Annotated in this window: 16 protein-coding genes and 2 pseudogenes; 10 read left to right on the forward strand and 8 right to left on the reverse strand. The window is 59.5% G+C overall.

Annotated features, from left to right (window positions below; translation table 11 throughout):
* Nucleotides 1-248: 248 nt before the first annotated feature.
* Nucleotides 249-1,364 carry a GTP cyclohydrolase II RibA gene (gene ribA, locus EDF70_RS21390; RefSeq protein ID WP_132277726.1) on the reverse strand — a complete coding sequence of 372 codons (1,116 nt, stop codon included), beginning with the start codon at nucleotides 1,362-1,364 and terminating at the stop codon, nucleotides 249-251.
* Nucleotides 1,365-1,670: 306 nt separating this feature from the next.
* Here ribA and mdoH point away from each other — a divergent pair, with 306 nt between their 5' ends.
* From mdoH to EDF70_RS21415, 5 genes are read left to right on the forward strand one after another with little or no spacing between them, the layout of a single operon-like run.
* Nucleotides 1,671-3,620, forward strand: a complete 1,950-nt coding sequence (mdoH, locus tag EDF70_RS21395; protein WP_132277728.1) for a glucans biosynthesis glucosyltransferase MdoH — start codon at nucleotides 1,671-1,673, stop codon at nucleotides 3,618-3,620.
* Nucleotides 3,617-4,591 carry a zinc-binding alcohol dehydrogenase gene (locus tag EDF70_RS21400; protein ID WP_132277730.1) on the forward strand — a complete coding sequence of 325 codons (975 nt, stop codon included), beginning with the start codon at nucleotides 3,617-3,619 and terminating at the stop codon, nucleotides 4,589-4,591. The genes mdoH and EDF70_RS21400 overlap by 4 nt, the downstream gene beginning before the upstream one ends.
* A gap of 18 nt (nucleotides 4,592-4,609) precedes the next feature.
* Nucleotides 4,610-5,008: a 6-carboxytetrahydropterin synthase gene (locus EDF70_RS21405; protein ID WP_132277732.1), complete on the forward strand. Its 399-nt coding sequence runs from the start codon at nucleotides 4,610-4,612 to the stop codon at nucleotides 5,006-5,008.
* Nucleotides 5,005-6,066 (forward strand): glycosyltransferase family 4 protein, encoded by a 1,062-nt coding sequence (locus tag EDF70_RS21410; RefSeq protein ID WP_245519271.1) that lies wholly within the window; start codon nucleotides 5,005-5,007, stop codon nucleotides 6,064-6,066. Before EDF70_RS21405 ends, EDF70_RS21410 begins: the two co-directional genes overlap by 4 nt.
* Nucleotides 6,063-6,845 carry a class I SAM-dependent methyltransferase gene (locus EDF70_RS21415; protein WP_132277734.1) on the forward strand — a complete coding sequence of 261 codons (783 nt, stop codon included), beginning with the start codon at nucleotides 6,063-6,065 and terminating at the stop codon, nucleotides 6,843-6,845. The genes EDF70_RS21410 and EDF70_RS21415 overlap by 4 nt, the downstream gene beginning before the upstream one ends.
* A gap of 31 nt (nucleotides 6,846-6,876) precedes the next feature.
* Here EDF70_RS21415 and EDF70_RS21420 read toward each other — a convergent pair whose 3' ends face one another.
* The 3 genes from EDF70_RS21420 to EDF70_RS21435 form a co-directional block, all read right to left on the reverse strand.
* Nucleotides 6,877-7,686: a dihydrofolate reductase family protein gene (locus EDF70_RS21420; RefSeq protein WP_245519272.1), complete on the reverse strand. Its 810-nt coding sequence runs from the start codon at nucleotides 7,684-7,686 to the stop codon at nucleotides 6,877-6,879.
* A gap of 760 nt (nucleotides 7,687-8,446) precedes the next feature.
* Nucleotides 8,447-8,920: an AtaL-like protein gene (locus EDF70_RS21430; protein ID WP_132277740.1), complete on the reverse strand. Its 474-nt coding sequence runs from the start codon at nucleotides 8,918-8,920 to the stop codon at nucleotides 8,447-8,449.
* A 39-nt stretch (nucleotides 8,921-8,959) separates the two neighbouring features.
* Nucleotides 8,960-9,829 carry an NmrA/HSCARG family protein gene (locus tag EDF70_RS21435; RefSeq protein ID WP_132277742.1) on the reverse strand — a complete coding sequence of 290 codons (870 nt, stop codon included), beginning with the start codon at nucleotides 9,827-9,829 and terminating at the stop codon, nucleotides 8,960-8,962.
* Nucleotides 9,830-9,939: 110 nt separating this feature from the next.
* Here EDF70_RS21435 and EDF70_RS21440 point away from each other — a divergent pair, with 110 nt between their 5' ends.
* Nucleotides 9,940-10,830, forward strand: a complete 891-nt coding sequence (locus tag EDF70_RS21440) for a LysR family transcriptional regulator (RefSeq protein WP_132277744.1) — start codon at nucleotides 9,940-9,942, stop codon at nucleotides 10,828-10,830.
* 133 nt (nucleotides 10,831-10,963) lie between these two features.
* On the opposite strand, the gene EDF70_RS21445 is transcribed toward EDF70_RS21440, so the two are convergent.
* Complete coding sequence (locus tag EDF70_RS21445) at nucleotides 10,964-11,695, reverse strand: SDR family oxidoreductase (protein WP_132277746.1); 732 nt, start codon at nucleotides 11,693-11,695, stop codon at nucleotides 10,964-10,966.
* Between the two features lie 81 nt (nucleotides 11,696-11,776).
* On the opposite strand from EDF70_RS21445, the gene EDF70_RS21450 reads away from it, so the two are divergent.
* Nucleotides 11,777-12,169: a helix-turn-helix domain-containing protein gene (locus EDF70_RS21450; protein WP_132277748.1), complete on the forward strand. Its 393-nt coding sequence runs from the start codon at nucleotides 11,777-11,779 to the stop codon at nucleotides 12,167-12,169.
* Between the two features lie 106 nt (nucleotides 12,170-12,275).
* On the opposite strand, the gene EDF70_RS21455 is transcribed toward EDF70_RS21450, so the two are convergent.
* Nucleotides 12,276-12,899 (reverse strand): LysR substrate-binding domain-containing protein, encoded by a 624-nt coding sequence (locus tag EDF70_RS21455; protein ID WP_245519291.1) that lies wholly within the window; start codon nucleotides 12,897-12,899, stop codon nucleotides 12,276-12,278.
* Nucleotide 12,900: 1 nt separating this feature from the next.
* Between EDF70_RS21455 and EDF70_RS21460 the strand changes: the two are divergent.
* A pseudogene (locus EDF70_RS21460) lies at nucleotides 12,901-13,146 on the forward strand (integrase core domain-containing protein); the annotation flags it as partial.
* Between the two features lie 204 nt (nucleotides 13,147-13,350).
* Here the strand turns inward: EDF70_RS21460 and EDF70_RS21465 are convergent.
* Together EDF70_RS21465 and EDF70_RS21470 are read right to left on the reverse strand one after the other, a co-directional pair.
* Nucleotides 13,351-14,139 (reverse strand): ABC transporter permease, encoded by a 789-nt coding sequence (locus tag EDF70_RS21465; RefSeq protein WP_207908288.1) that lies wholly within the window; start codon nucleotides 14,137-14,139, stop codon nucleotides 13,351-13,353.
* Nucleotides 14,139-14,678, reverse strand: coding sequence for an ATP-binding cassette domain-containing protein (locus tag EDF70_RS21470; protein WP_165932092.1), 540 nt, complete (start codon nucleotides 14,676-14,678; stop codon nucleotides 14,139-14,141). Before EDF70_RS21470 ends, EDF70_RS21465 begins: the two co-directional genes overlap by 1 nt.
* Before the next feature lie 513 nt (nucleotides 14,679-15,191).
* Here EDF70_RS21470 and EDF70_RS21475 point away from each other — a divergent pair.
* Both EDF70_RS21475 and EDF70_RS21480 read left to right on the forward strand, forming a co-directional pair.
* On the forward strand, nucleotides 15,192-15,875 hold the full coding sequence (locus EDF70_RS21475) for a phosphatase PAP2 family protein (protein WP_132277756.1): 684 nt from the start codon (nucleotides 15,192-15,194) through the stop codon (nucleotides 15,873-15,875).
* A pseudogene (locus tag EDF70_RS21480) lies at nucleotides 15,872-15,990 on the forward strand (DedA family protein); the annotation flags it as partial. The gene EDF70_RS21475 and the pseudogene EDF70_RS21480, both read left to right, overlap by 4 nt.
* Nucleotides 15,991-16,221 lie beyond the last annotated feature (231 nt).

Raw genomic sequence — 16,221 nt, forward strand, 5'->3', positions numbered from 1 at the left:
AACCATGGATCAAGAGGCGGGAGCAGCGTTCATAAATAGTCTGCCATCGTAGGTAAGCCGGCATTGACGGGTGGAACGGGTAAACAAACGGGCGCCGACAAAGCGCATTGGTGGCGCGGGTCACCCCCGCCGCTGAGATACTTGGCCGCCCTTGCGAAATTTCCGGTTTCGGCAGCAGTGATGAATAGCGACAGTTCATCCGTATTGGTTATGTTACGCTGCTGCCGTTGTCGTCTGCCAACGCATCTCTATTCCGCCGCCTGCTGCATGGTGTCCACATCCAGCAGATGGCCCGACCGCCTTGCCTTGGTGGCAAGGTAGTTGCGGTTTTCGGGCGTTACCACACCCATGACCGGTGTGCGGCGATGGACATTGAAACCGGCCGCTTCAAGCGCCTTAAGCTTACGCGGATTGTTGGTCAGCAACTCCACCGAACTGATACCGAGCGCCGTCAGCATGGCAATGGCGGCATCGTAGCGGCGACCATCTTCCTCGAAGCCGAGAACGGCGTCCGCGTCCACCGTGTCTAACCCCTGATGCTGGTATCCGTAGGCGCGCATTTTGGCGGCAATGCCTGTTCCGCGCCCTTCCTGATCAAGATACAGCAATATTCCGCCGCCGCGCTGTTCCAGGAGCAGCAGCCCTTCACGCAACTGGTCACCGCAGTCGCATTTCAGCGAACCGAAGAGATCGCCGGTCAGGCAGGATGAATGGATTCTGACGGGCACAGGACGCGCGACGTCGGGCTTGCCGACGATGATCGCCACCTGGTCGCGCTGTGCCACCCCTCCACGAAATACGACGAATTCCGCATTCTCTATACCTTTCAGGGGTACGCGGGTTCGCGCCACGATGGCAAAATCCGCTTCCGCTGCCGGCGTATGGTCAAACGCATCGGCGGCGAGGCGCGCACAACCCTCGAAGCGTTGATCTCCGGATTTTACCGCAAAACAGATGAAAGCCGGCAGAAGCAATGCGGCGCGTGCCAGTCGCTCAAGCGTCACACTTTCACCGGACGCCGGTTGCCATGCCGGCAGACGGTCCGCACCCCGGCCATAGGCAAGTTCGGTCAGCCCCTCATAGGCAAGACCATCCATGGCGAAGAACACGCCGGACGGGGCATTGATGTCCAGCACCGACGAACGGGCGCGCGTGACGAACAGCAACTGCTTGCCCCGTGCTACCACGGCGAAACGATCGACTGTTTCCGGCGTTGCCGTATCGAGCGCCAGCACGGCCTGGTCGCGGCCCTCAGCTTCGATCAAGACCGGTCGGCCATAGCGCAATTCGGAGATCGCCCTTTCGCAGGCGATATGCCAACGATCAATGGCGGAAAAGAAACTGGCGGGCGCTGGCTGAAACATGGTGTCTCCTTCGGATCACATTCCGGCGCGCGGATTTTGACAAAGTCGCGCTGCACGGGTGATGCTACCAGACGTAGGGCAAGCTTGCCGGAATCCGAGGCCCGAATGAGGCGAGATGGAGAAATATTGAATTTCACAAGCGAACATCACGCACATGTTAAAACGCCGTGATTTCCGATATTTAATTAGCTTGCCCCGGAACAGGACGACCATGGCGCGGCCTTTCCTTGCTGACATACCGAGTTTCAAAATATCCGCGTGAGCCCGGCTTGTTAAACCATGCCCCGCGCCTAGTTGGCATAACGAATGCGACTTATCGAAAGCATGGATATGGACTTGCAAACCCGCCAGCCGACCCCTGACGCAGTCGCTACCAGCGACGCCGGTGCGCGGCGTTACGCGGATGGGAGCAGTCATGCGCTCGAAGCGATATCCTCTACCGGTCTTCCGGTCGCATGGCGTCGATTTGTCGTCCTTACCCTCAATCTGGTCACGCTGCTGGCGATTGGTAGCGTGGTGTTCCGCATTCTCTCGCCCGGCGGCATCGATGTGCCTGAAGCCCTGATGCTGGGCGGCTTTCTGATCGCCACGCCATGGACGGTGCTGGGTTTCTGGAACGCCGTCATCGGACTGGTTCTCCTGCATGGACCAGGTGACCCGGCGCGCAGCGTCTATTCTTTCTACCGCCAGGGAAAAGGCACGCAGCCACGCAGCCTGTCGTCGCAGACGGCGTTGACGGTGTTTCTGCGAAACGAGGACCCTTATCCGGTTTTCGCGCGTCTGGACGCCATGACGCGAAGCCTGCGTTCGACTGGCCTAGACCGACATTTCCGTTTTTTTGTTCTGAGCGACACCTCGGATCCATGCGTGGCGATTGCCGAGGAAACTGCATTCGCACGGTTCTCGGCCGAGATGGCGGAACAGGGCGGCAAAGTGCCGGTCTACCGCCGACGCATGGTCAATGCGGGTTTCAAGGCGGGCAATATCCGCGAATTTATTCATGAATACGGTAAGGACTACGACTTCTTCCTACCGCTTGATTCCGATAGCGTCATGTCAGGTGATGTGATCACGCGTCTTGCTGCTGCCATGGAAGCGCGCAGCGAAATCGGCCTGATGCAGACACTTGTCGTAGGCGTGCCGGCCACCAGCGGATTTGCGCGCATGTTCCAGTTCGGCATGCGGCACGGCATGCGCTCGTTCACCATGGGCTCGGCATGGTGGACGGCCGATTGCGGCGCGTATTGGGGCCATAACGCCATGATCCGGACGTCGGCGTTTCTGGCGCATTGCGACTTGCCGGTTCTTCCCGGCGCGCCACCGCTTGGCGGACACATCCTCAGCCACGACCAGCTGGAAGCGGCCTTCATGCGGCGCGGCGGCTATGAGGTGCGGGTTCTTCCTATCGAGACGCGCAGTTTCGAGGCCAATCCTCCCACCCTGCCGGATTTTGCAAAGCGCGATCTGCGCTGGTGCCAGGGCAATATGCAATACTGGCGTTTTCTGTTCGAGCCAGGTCTCAAGCCGGTCAGCCGTTTTCAGGTTCTGCAGGCAATCCTCATGTATCTCGCTCCACCGGCCTGGATCATCGCGACATTCGCAGCGGCTTGGAAAGCCGTTTCATCCGGCTTTGACAGCAGCTACATGCAGCTCGGCTTCTGGCTATTCATCTCCATCTTCCTGCTTTCCATCGCGCCGAAGCTTGCCGGCATGTTAGACGTGCTTCTGACGCGCGGTGCCGTGAGGAGTTATGGCGGCGGGCTGAGGCTCGGCCTTTCAGCCGTCATCGAAGTATTAGCATCGATGCTGATTGCACCGATTATGGCCGTTTACGTCTCGATTTTCCTGGTCGGCCTCCTGCTCGGCCGTTCGGTCACCTGGAGCGGCCAGAACCGCGACCGGCTTGGCATTTCCTTTTTGTCCGCCACAAAAGCCATGGGCGTTCAGACGATAATCGGCTTCACGCTTGCCACGATCATTTATCTCGGGGCGGGAGGCGAAACGTTACTTTGGGCCATGCCGGTGGTGGCCGGCCTGTGCCTGTCCATCCCGTTCACCGTGTTCACCGCCTCGGCCGCCTTCGGCAGATGGTCGGCCCGGTCCGGCATTTTCGCCATTCCTGAGGAAGGGCATCTGCCGCGCGTGCTGAGCACGCTTGTGCCCGATGGCGCCCGGCGCTGGCGCCGTCCCGCGCGTGACGGTCGCGAAACCGATATGCAGCTTCCCGAACAGGCGCAAACGGATGGCGGCACATGACTCCAGCGCAAGCTCTCTGGCTGAAAGGCAAGGAACGCGCCGAGTTTCGCGAAGAAGAACTCCCGCCCCTTGGCGAAGGTGAGGTGCGGATAAGGAGCCGGTTCGGCGCGATCAGTCGCGGCACTGAGGCGTTGGTCTTCCGTGGTGCCGTGCCGCAAAGCGAATACGCTACGATGCGGGCGCCACTGCAGCACGGGGATTTCCCGTTCCCGGTCAAATACGGTTATGCCGTCGTGGGCACGATCGTTTCCGGGCCGGAGGCACGTCTCGGCGAAACGGTATTCTGCCTGCATCCGCATCAGGACGTTTTCGATGCGCCGGGGCAGATGGCCATTTCCCTGCCCGCATCCGTTCCGCCCGCAAGGGCGATGCTGGCCGCCAACATGGAAACGGCCGTGAACGGCATATGGGATGCCGGCATTCTGCCCGGCGACAGAGTTGCGGTCGTGGGCGGCGGATTGGTCGGACTGCTGGCCGCCTATCTCGCTGCCGGCATTCCCGGCACCGAGGTGACCGTCGTCGACGTCAATGACGACCGCCGGCGCCTTGCCGAAATATTCGGCTGCGGTTTCATCAAAGCCGTCGAGGCGCAATCTAGCCCCGGCGATCGCGATGTCGTCATCCACACCTCGGCCAGTGGCGCCGGCCTTGCAACAGCGATCTCGCTTGCCGGGTTCGAGGCGCGGATCGTTGAAATGTCCTGGTATGGCGAACGCATGTCGGACGTGCCGCTCGGCGGCCGCTTTCATAGCCAGCGTCTGTCGATTATCTGCTCGCAGGTGGGTCATGTTCCCCCCAACCGCCGCAGCCGCTGGCCGCTCTCGCGCCGCATGGCAAAGGCGCTCGAACTGCTTGCCGACAACCGGCTGGATACCCTCATCTCCGGGGAAACGGCATTTTACGATCTCGATCGGGACTATGCGTCGATCCTCGCCAACCCCAGCACGCTTTGCCACCGCATCCGTTATTGACGAACCGAAGGAAACAGCATGTTTGCAGTTGAAGTCCGTGACCACATGATGATTGCCCATAGCCTGGCCCGTCCGGTCTTCGGTCCGGCGCAGGGCATGCATGGCGCAACCTTTGTGGTCGATGCCGCCTTCATGACGGAAGATCTCGACGAGGACGGGCTGGGCGTCGATATCGGTCTGGCGACGACGATCCTGAAGGAAACGCTGTCGCCGCTGAACTACCAGAACCTCGATGAACTCGATGTCTTTCGCGGCAAGGTGACGACGACCGAGGTGCTTGCCAAGCACGTTTTCGACCAGTTGCGGGACGCCATCCAGGCGGGCAGGCTCGGGGCGGGCGGCATGCGGATCAAGCGCCTGAAGATCACCTTGCATGAAAGCCACGTGGCGCGCGCCTGGTACGAGGCGGCGATTTGAGCGGGACAGGAAACAATCGCCATCTCGTCTTCGCGATTCCCGGAGATCTCGACACGTTGAGCGGCGGTTACGGCTATGATCGCCGGATGATGTACGAACTGCGATTACTCGGCTGGACCATCGACCATCTGCAACTGCCTGCCGGTTTTCCCGATCCGAGCGACGCGGAGCTTGCGGAAACGGCGCTCCGGTTGGCGGCAGTGCCGCAACATGCGCTCGTCGTCGTGGATGGCCTGGCCTTCGGCGCGATGCCGCAGATCGCGCTTGCCGAGCGCCAAAGGCTGCGCTTGGTCGCCCTCGTCCACCACCCATTGGCGCTAGAGACCGGCATTTCCGCGGAAACCGCAGTGAAACTGAGGAAAAGCGAGAGGACGTCGCTTGGTGCAACGCGCGGCGTTGTCGTCACCAGTCCGGCAACGGCACGAACACTGGTCGCGGAGTTCGGTGTTGGCGTCGAGCGTATCCATGTTGCCGTGCCGGGAACAGAAAAGGCGCCGCCGGCGCGCGGCAGCGGCGACGACGCGTTGCAGATCCTGTCGGTCGGTTCGCTGACGCCGCGCAAGGATCACGCCACGCTGGTATCGGCATTCGGCCGTATTGCCGACAGGCCTTGGCGATGCCGGATCGTTGGCAGTGACAGGATGGATAGCACCTGCGCGCATGACCTGCGGCAGCAGATCGTCGAGGCAGGTTTGGCCGACCGGATCACCGTCACCGGTGAGATCGCGGATGTCGCCGCCGAATACGACCGCGCCGACATTTTTGCGCTTGCGAGCCGATATGAGGGTTTTGGCATGGCATTCGCGGAGGCGATGGTGCGTGGCCTGCCGATCGTCGGCTGCCGTGGCGGCGCCATTCCCGATGTCGTGGACGAAAGCGCGGGTATTCTGGTCGCGCCGGGCGACGTGTCCGGATTTGCTGATGCTCTGGCGGGCCTGATCGACGCGCCATATAGGAGACGGGATTTTGCCGACGGATCTCTTGCTGCTGGACACTGCTTGCCCGACTGGCCGATGACGGCTGCGACGCTGTCGGATTTTCTGAAGGATATTGGATGAGCGGATTTGAAACACGCTGGCTCGACCTGCGAGAACCGGCGGACCATGCCGCGCGCGACGCCGGACTCTTGCAAAACGCGACCGCATATGCCGATGCCGGCGGCAATGCGGTTACCGTCGTCGATCTCGGCTGCGGCACCGGCTCGACACTGCGGGCCTTCTTGCCGGCCGCGACACGATGGCAATGGCAGTTGGTGGACAATGATCCCCTGCTTCTGGCCGAAGCCGCAAGCAGGAACCACAACGGCATGACGCTTGACTGCGTACAGACCGATCTCGGCGAACCATCACCGGAGCTTTTCAAACGGGCACGACTGGTGACGGCATCCGCACTTCTCGATCTGGTCTCGTCGACGTTTCTGCACATGCTGGTATCCTCGCTGGATAAGCGGGACTGCGGTTTCTACACGGCGCTGAACTTTGACGGACGGTGCATATGGGATCACGCCCACGTGGCGGATGCCCGCATCGTCAACGCCTTCAACATGCACCAGAGGCGGGACAAGGGGTTCGGGCCGGCACTCGGGCCCGTGGCGGAAGGCGTGTTGCGCGATATCCTTCGGACAAACGGCTTTCGTGTTTTGACTGGCAAAAGTCCTTGGCGGCTTGGCGCCGGCGAGGTGGAACTGCAGCGGCAGTTCATCATCGGCATGGCGACAGCCGCTGCCGAAACGGGGCTGGTGGATCATGCCGTGGTGGAAGACTGGCGCAACTATCGGCTCGATCATGCCGACAGCAATTGCGAGATCGGCCACTGGGACATGCTCGCCCTGCGATGACCGCTTCTGCCGGCCGAAGCGATATGAGAGCCTATTCCGCAGCAACGCCGCTGGCCGCGACCGCGTTTAACCCGGGCGTCGCGCCGGCTCGGAAATCGCAATCGAAAAGGATGTCGCTTCCCAGATTATAGGTGGTGACGCGCGGGCGCAGTGCCTGCGACAATGCCTTGATCGGCGGCAGGCTCAATCCCGGCAGCCCGGATCCGACAATGATCGGTGAAATGCACACATGCAGGCGGTCCAGCAATCCGTGACAGAGGAAATGTTCGATCGTCGTCGCTCCACCTTCGATCAGGATACTGGTGAGGTCCCGTGCCACGAGGGATGCCAGAATATCCGCAGGCTCCAGCAAACCGGCGGCATTGCGTGACAGCGTGATCGTCTCGACATCGTGCCTCGGGGCGATATCGTCCGCTTGGACGATGATGGTCCGCGACTGGTCATTGAGCAATTTCAGGCCGAGCGGGATGCGCCCGTTGGGATCGATGGCGACGCGGACCGGGTTTGGCCCGCTGACATTGCGCACGGTCAGCCTCGGATCGTCCGCCAGGACGCAGCCGACACCGACCACGACGGCATCGACAAGCGCCCGGATTCGATGGAGATGGTTGAAGCCATCGCGCCCGGACAGGTCACGGGCATCGCCATTCAGTGTTGCGACACGGCCGTCAAGCGACTGACCGACCTGTGCGATGACCATTGGCCGGCCGGTCCTTCGCGCCAGCGGGCGATAGAGTTCACCAGCAGCGACATCCGCAAATGCCGGCCATTGCGACGGCTTTCCGTCCCGTTCATCCAGCAGAGCCGACCAGGTTTGATCGCAAAGACGCGTAACATTCATGATCATGCTCCGTAAAAACCTGCCGATTGTTTGGCAACCTGCCTTGCCTGCAAAGCTATATGAAGCAGCAGCGAAATCTCTCAAGCAAACAGGCGAGGTTTTGTTCGGGCTCACGCTTTGTTGTTCCGGCAACAATCGGAAGTCGTATCGTGACGACCTCTGCTGAGGCTGACAAACGTGTTTTCGTGCAATCGACATTCACCGCATCCACGTGCACGGGATTACTGCTTCAGCGCCCATGTCGGCGATGAGGTTTCGCAGAGCAATTGAATCTTAGGCTTTGTCAGCGAGTACACGGTTTGGCGAAAGCTCGTCGAGAAGCGCCGGTGCAAGCGGCGCATCACCAACTTGGCGTGGTGTGAGGACCAGCTTCAATGGTCGGCCAAGAGCATCCACTGCCATATGGATCTTGGTCGTTGGGCCTCCACTTGGAACGCCCCAGAGCCTGTCTCTTTTTCTTGGGTCATTAATCAACAGCCTTATTTTGGCGTATAATGTTGGAGTGGCATCCTAGGTGTTTGGTCCCGGAAGATCTCCACGAAGGCTCTAACAAGCGACTGCGTCAAAATGGCGAGGCGTGGTTAGCTGCCTTCGGTTAACTCGACGGTCGAAATGGCGGAAGAAGGCGGGATTGACACCGTTGCAAGGCTCGACCAATCGCGACCTGCAGACGTGCCTCCATTGACTGATGGTCATCCATTGAGCTTGTCCGGCGATTCCTGTCGATGGCTGTCCCGCGAACGACATTGATGTTGGACGTTCAGACCTTGCCTTTAGCGACTAATTCGCGGGTTCGCTTGAGTGTCGAGAGAAGGGCAGCTTTGTAGCCTTGATCACTGTCGAACTGTGCCTGGTCGCGCTCCTCCTCCGGACCGTTGGGTTCCTTGCCGTGTAGGCCGAGATAGCAGTAGAAGCGCAATTGCAGCGCACCTGTCGCGTCCTCGAAGAGTTCGTTGACGATCGCCCCTTCGCGTGGCCCGGTTGCCTGAAAGAATGTTACTTTCCTTTCGGTTTCCAGCGAGATGATCTCGCGTAGATCGGCCCCGGCAATAGTCGCCTCGCGGACGAAGTGTGTGGCGCTTTCTTCTACCACGTCGCATCGGGTACACAGACCCGGCGGCAGGAATAGCCGAGCGTCGCGGGCCTTGAGTTCAAGCCCTGCCCAGGCTTGGGCGCGGGTCAGAGGAAACTCGCCCTCGGGATTTACGGAAACGGTGGCGGTCGAATAGATCATGATGTGATTCCTTGTCTCGAAAATTTGGATGATAAGAGCTTATGCGGACTTTGAGATGCCGACGGCGAAATCCCTGTAGGAGCGCAATCGGCGGCCGAGAAGATTGGTAAGGCGCTCGACGTCTCCGTCCTCAGGGCGCATGCCGTCGCTGATGAAGCGCTCGCTCATTAGGCGCATGTCATATGCCATCCAGCTCGGCATGAAGGTACGCAGGTTCTGTTCGAAAGCTTCGACGTCGCCGCCGCCGTAGGAGATCTCACGACCGAGAACCTCGGACCAGATGGCAGCTATATCTTCGCCAGTCAGGGTATCGGGACCAACGAGGTTGAGTCGCGTAGTGGGCAGCGGATCGATCGCTTGTGCGCGGCGCAGCAGTTCAAGCGCGGCAATTTCGCCGATATCGGCGCTGTCGATCATTGCGAGGCCCCGTGAACCGATCGGCATGGGGTAGACGCCGTAGCCCGAGATGACGTCCTTGATGGTGATGTCGTTCTGGATGAAATAAGCAGGACGCAGAATGGTAGCGTCGAAGCCCATCTGTTCGATCATGCGCTCCACACCAAACTTGCCAGCGAAGTGCGGCACGTTCACGTAGACGTCGCTGTGGATCACCGACAGATAGACGAGACGCTTGATTCGTGCCTCGCGGGCCACGTTGAGCACGATCAGCGCCTGCGTGAACTCGTCGGCGACAACGCCGTTGAGCAGGAACAGTGTCGAGACGTCGGACATTGCGTTGCGAAGTGCGTCGACGTCCAGAAGATCGCCTTGGGCGACGGTAACGCTTTCCGGAAAATTCGCCTTCGCGGGATCGCGGACAAGGGCGCGGACATCGGCGTTGCGGGCAACGAGCTGATGGATGACGTGCCGGCCGATATTGCCCGTTGCGCCTGTAACTAGAATGGTCATTCAGGTTCTCCGTGTTTTGTTTGTGTCTTGAAGACACCCCGAATATGAGTGGTTCACTTTCGATCCAATAGATTGTAAATATAGACCTTCCGTCTCACCGGTGGAACGCTATGGACCTTCTTTCACTTTCCGACTTTGTCCTTGTCGCGAGACACGGGGGATTCGGCAGAGCCGCTCGGGCCGCAGGACGACCTAAAGCGACGCTGTCCCGACGCGTGGCTGAATTGGAGGCCAGCCTCGGTCTGCGCTTGTTCGAGCGCGGGTCACGGATGTTGAAACTCACCGAAGAAGGCAGGGCTCTCCACGAGCGGATCGGTGCCCTGCTGACGGAGATCGACGAGACTGCCGCCGCCATCGCTTCCGGCGGGAACACGCCTCGGGGACGACTCCGGATTAGCGCTCCATTGCTGTTCTCTCAGACCGCCATGGGCAAGATCGCCGCCGGGTTCGCCTTGAAGTATCCCGAAGTGAGATTGGAAATCACGAACGAAGACCGGGCTGTCGACATGATCGAGGAAGCTTATGATCTCGTTATCCGCGTAAATCCCGCCCCAGACGCATCCCTAGTCGGCCGCGCCTTTCTCCATGATCGGCTGGTGGTTGTGGCCAGCCCCGATTTTTCCAGTCCGGTTGGGGACGTCGCAGTACCCGGCGTAGTAAGAGGGGCCGGCAGTCAGCAGGTCTGGAACGTCTCAGGAGCGAAAGGCTCCGAAACGATCAGGGTCGATCCCGTCCTCGCCTTGTCGTCACTTATCATGGTTCGGGATGCCGTGCGCGCCGGGGTCGGCGTCGCACGACTTCCTATCTCTTTGGTAAGCAACGATCTGGCCGACGGAAGTTTGCGGCATTTGGGTGATGTCGAGGGGGCAGGAATCGCCCTATGGGCTCTTTACCCGTCCCGGCGACTACTCAGCGCACGAGTGTCGGCTTTCCTCGAGTTCCTGAAACACGCCTTCCCGAACGGGACACCCGATGAATTGGCGGCATACATCGGTAAGTAGCCGGCCTATGACGCCAATGGCTTGCATCCATAGAGCAATGACGTGGGCTTCTAAGAGCGCATTCTCTCGCCCGTCATAAGCGTGTCTGGTGTACCCGAACACTTCAAGTCGACTACACCATTTCGAATGCATTTTAGACTTGCTGTAGCCCGCCGTCGACGCACAGCTCAGCACCCGCGATGTAGCTGGCATCATCGCTTAGCAGGAACAAGGCGGCAGCAGCCACTTCTGAAGGCCGCGCCATGCGGCCCATCGGGATCGGGGCGACAATAGCCGCGCGAGTGTCCTCCGCGACAGAAGCCATCATTTCCGTATCCGTTGGGCCGGGTGCGACGACGTTGACCCTGATGCCTTTGGGCGCGAGTTCTGCCGTCCAGGCTCTGGCATAGGCCCGAACGGCCGCCTTGGTGGCGCCGTAAGTTCCGTAGCCCGGATATCCCGCGTTTCCGGCAATAGACCCGACGAGGACGACCGAGCTGCCTTCTGCCATTGCGGGTAGGGCTGCCTGGAGGCCGAACACCATCCCTCTGACGTTGACGTCGAAGTGACGATCGAAGTGCTCCGGCGTGATCTCGGCGATCTGCGAGGGCTCGGAGAGACCGGCATTCAAAACAAGCGCGTCAATGCGACCGTGTGCTTCACGCACTTTCTCAACCGCAACTACCATATCCTGCGGAGAGCTCGCGTCCGCGGTGATGCCGGTCGCACCATTGCCAATGCCTTCGGCCGCCTTCTCGACATCCTCGCTTCTACGGCTGGTGATGAAGACTTTCGACCCTTCGGCAGAAAGCCGCTCTGCAATTGCCAAGCCGATACCCTTGGCGCCACCGACAACCAGCGCAACCTTGTTATCCATTCGAGCCATCGTAAATCCTTTCACTGAATGATCTCGGGATGATATACGATGGATATCTGATATCAATTACGCACCTGGAATAGCCTAGATATGGACGACTATACCGACCTGGAAGCCCTGTCTCACCGCGCGCTTTGCGACATGCCGCTGGTTCGTCCGGTGCTCGACAAGATCGCCGACAAATGGACGATCCTGATACTGACGGTAATCTGCCCCAAACCCTCGCGCTTCAATGAAATCAAACGGCGTCTTGATGGGATCACGCATAAGGCTCTGTCCGATGCCCTGAAGAGACTTGAGCGTAACGGTCTTGTCACGAGAACGGTGCTACCGACGCAGCCGATCGGCGTGGAATACGCAATCACTCCATTGGGCCATTCTCTGCGGGAGCCGTTTGAAGCACTGTGCGCATGGGCTCAGGCCAACGGCGACAGGGTCGAGGCAGCCACGCGTTACTATGACAAAACGTTGAATCGCCGTTGATGAGTCTTCAATGTCGGCTTTTGGCGCGAGGCGGAAAGCCGCCTTTAGCTCTTGGCAGACGTTCAAGCTCGTACTGGCGCTGCTACATCCGCCGAGAGGCGTCACCTTATGACTTCACGGGCAGAGGCATGATTTCGGTGCTGCCGGCAAATGCCGCCGCAGTAGCGTCAAGTGCTAGACGGACGCGCAGCGGCATATGTGGCCCCGACGGCCAAAGCGCATGTGTCCGAAAGACAACCTGCGGCAAATGACCGAGCACCGCCTCAAGCGTTTCCGCTTGAGGCCGATCCCGACCCAGCCAGCACGGAAGCCACGCGAGACCGTGACCCGCCGTAGCAGCACCGGCGATGGCTTCGAGATCATCGAGGCGCAAACGGGTAGGCGGCGTGACCTCTGTGAGGCTGCCATCTGCCGTAGGGAACTGCCACGACCTGATACTGCCCGCACGGCTGTAGATGACTGCCCAATGGGATGTCAGTGCCTCAAGCGACGCAGGCCGACCGTACCGTTCGAGATAATCGCGTCCAGCACAGACGGTCATGCGCTCAGATTCGACGGTCCGCGTGATAAGACCGTTGCCAGCGCCGATTGACCCGTTACGTACAGCGAGGTCAAAGCCATCCTCGATCAAGTCGACGGGTCGGTCGCTAAAAGAGATGTTCAGTCCCAATTTGGGGTGATCGGTCACCAATTGCGCCAGCACCGGGGCAACACAACGTCGTCCGAACAATGCGGGCACAGAGCCTTCTGTCGGAAGTGTCGGCGACAGTTATGACAATGCCCTCGCCGAAACGATCAACGGCCTCTACAAGGCCGAGGTCATTCATCGGCGCGGACCATGGAGGAACTTCGAAGCGGTGGAATTCGCCACTCTGGAATGGGTCGACTGGTTCAACCACCGACGACTTCTGGAACCCATCGGAAATATACCGCCAGCCGAGGCTGAAGACCGCTACTACGCCATGCTGGCCGCATAACTCAAACCAAATGGCCTCCCGCAAACCCGGTGCGGTTCACGCCCGCAACATCAGCACAGAGCGGATCAGTTATTTCAACACGTTAGCTCATCACAACAGCGGGCCAAAGGCGCAGATACCTTCAAGAGCAAAAGCATATCTGACTTGAATATTAGGCCTTCTCAATCTTCTGCCTATGCGGTCGTGACATGTTCGCTTTCACCTCTAGCTCAGGCGATCGGTTCGCAAACGGTGACGATCATCCGTTGTTCCCAGAACGGTCAGTAGAACCGAGGCAAAGGTGCTGAGTGCGCCGCAGGAGGCGAGCAGAAGCATCAGGAAAATCTGGTATTTGCCGGCCTCGTACGGATCCTGTCCGGCGAGAATCTGGCCGCTCATGATGCCCGGCATGGTGATGATGCCAGCACCAACCATCTGGTTGGTGACCGGAAGCAGGCCCGATCTGATCGATCGCCTCACCAAGGGTGCCAGCGCTTCCCATCGGGTTCTGCCGAGGGCAAGCTGCGCTTCGATGGCATTTCGCTCGAGCGCGATGCCGTTGAAGAAAGTGTTGAGCGCAATGCTGGCGGAGTTCATCGCCGTGCCGAGGATGATGCCCGCGATCGGAATGGCGTGCCTTGCATCCAGCCAACCATCAAAGCCGAAGACCGTGACGAGAGCGAAGGCGGAGATCACACTCGTCGAAATGGTTATGGAAGTTCCATTGATGACAAGCTGCAACCCTGCAGCCAGTCGCGCCGGCAATCGTGCGCCGGTTTCGAAACTTGCAGCGGTCAGCATGACAGTGAACACCAAAAGCGTCAGCCACGTCAGATTGTAGGAAAACACGAAACGTAGCGCTGTTCCGACCATCAGCAACTGAACGATCATGCGCGCCGCAGACCAGATCAGCGAGCGATAGTCGCCAAGGGAAAATTGCGACATCAGGATGGCATTTGCCAGCAGCAACGCCGCAGCAAGTCCGAGATCGGTGACCGTCAGCGAAACCATCATCACGCCCGCCGCATGATATAAGTCTGGTCCGCAAGCCGCGCAGATTGGGCCGCATCGTGGGTAACGATGACCATGCCGGTGCCATTAGTCCTTGCGTCGAACAAAAGCATTTCGACCCACAGTGTGGTTTCCTCATCGAGTGCCGATGTCGGTTCGTCGAGCAGAAGAAAAACCGGTTTGCGCACCAGTGCCCGGATCAGGGCCATTCTCTGTCGTTCGCCGGTGGACAATGTCTGCGGCTGTCGGGTCAGCAGTTCCGCCGAAAGGTCGACCCGGTCCATCAGCGGTTTTATCTCGTCCAGCGGATCAAAATGATCTGCCACGGTATCCGCCCACCAGCCTGCATTGGTATCCACATACATGACATGCCGTCGCCAGGCCGGGCCGGACAGGTCCGTATGGGCCTGATCGCCCAGATGAACGGATCCTTGATGCCGGTCGAGATCGGCGATCATTCTCAGCATGGTGGTTTTTCCGACGCCGGAGGGGCCCTGAACACCGAGAATGGAACCCCTGGGCACATCGAAACGGATCGCCATGGAACGTGTCGTTGCCGGCAGATCGACCCTCAGAGACAAGGCATTCGGCGCATTTACTGCACACGGGGAGACAGAAGGAGAGGCTGTGCTTTGCTGCATCCTAGATATTCCTCACATTAGACAGGACGCCCGGACGACCGGCACCATATTGGCGAAATTTCCGGGGGCCGCGCAAGCGACTGCCTGTCCGGCGCAGGCTTCAGGTTTCTTTTCCGTCATGCCGCATGGCAGCCGATTCTGACAGCATGCTGAACTCCCAGCCATCGTTTCCCCCCCCCCGGCCCGAGAGAGGTCGGCGACGCCGGCGAAGAATGCCGCGCTTCTCGATGGCGTTCATGTGGCTGTCAGGTTCCTGACGCAATTGCAGAGGGCCTTGCCGACATCGTGGTCGGATCGGGAAACCATCTGCTCCCCGTGGCCAACCGCCGTGCCGGTCCAAGTTGCCGCAGACCGGTCTCAAAAACTTTCGCCGTCTTTTCAACTGAAGGCGCTTATTCATTCGGACAAGTCGAGATGATGAAATCTTTCTACCGACAGGCTCCACTTCATCTTTTGCTGCCGGTCCTGGTCGGTGTCGCTTTTCTGCAGCGTCTGGCGAGCGAGGTTCGCGAAGGGGAGACGCTTGGTTTTGACACGCTCGGTATTTTGCTCTTTCGCCATGCCGACAATCTCTCCATCCCCGTTGGACCTTCCTGGCTCCAGCATGCGGCGACGGATATAACCAGTCTCGGTGGCGTCACTGTACTGTCGATCATCACGATTTCGGCGGCCGTTTATCTGGCGATCCTTGGACGCTCGCGGGAGGCATTGTTTGTTTTCCTGTCGGTTTTGTCCGGCTGGGTGTTGAGCAACGCCTTGAAATGGATGGTTGCCCGGCCGCGGCCCGATATCGTTTCGCACCTTGTCAGCGTCAACGACCTCAGCTTCCCGAGCGGCCATGCGATGGTGTCGACAGTCGTCTACCTTTCGATGGCGATCGTCCTTGCACGCCGTGAACCAAACAGAAGAGCCCGAGTGTTCGTTTTCGCGCTCGCCGGTCTCGTCATTGCGATGATCGGCACGACACGTGTCTATCTCGGCGTGCATTACCCGACCGACGTCATCGCAGGATGGGTGGGTGGCCTCGCCTGGGTTTCATCATGCTGGATGGTCGCAGGCCGGTACATCCGCCAAGCCAATGGGGCACTTCCACAATGATCAAGAAGCTTTACGACTGGACGATGTCGCTTGCCGGCTCGAAGGCCGCCACGTTCTGGCTGGCATTGATTGCCTTCGTGGAGAGTTCGTGTTTCTGGTGCCCGCCGACATCCTGTGTTGAGTTTCAGCAAGTTTTAAGCCAATTTTCTATCTCGTACTGAGCCATTTAAGAGTGTCAAGATACTGATCGACCGAGGTTTTCTTAGTAGGAGCGGATCGCTTGGAAACGCAAGAGCGGATCAGATCCGGACGAAAACCAACACTTTCAAGAGCTTAAAAGCTCAAGTTGGGACACGAAGTGCATTGAGAGCATTGCGCATCGAAAGCGAGAGCGCTATATGTAGAT

The organism is Neorhizobium sp. JUb45 (assembly GCF_004343585.1).
In the GTDB taxonomy this organism is placed as follows: domain Bacteria; phylum Pseudomonadota; class Alphaproteobacteria; order Rhizobiales; family Rhizobiaceae; genus Neorhizobium.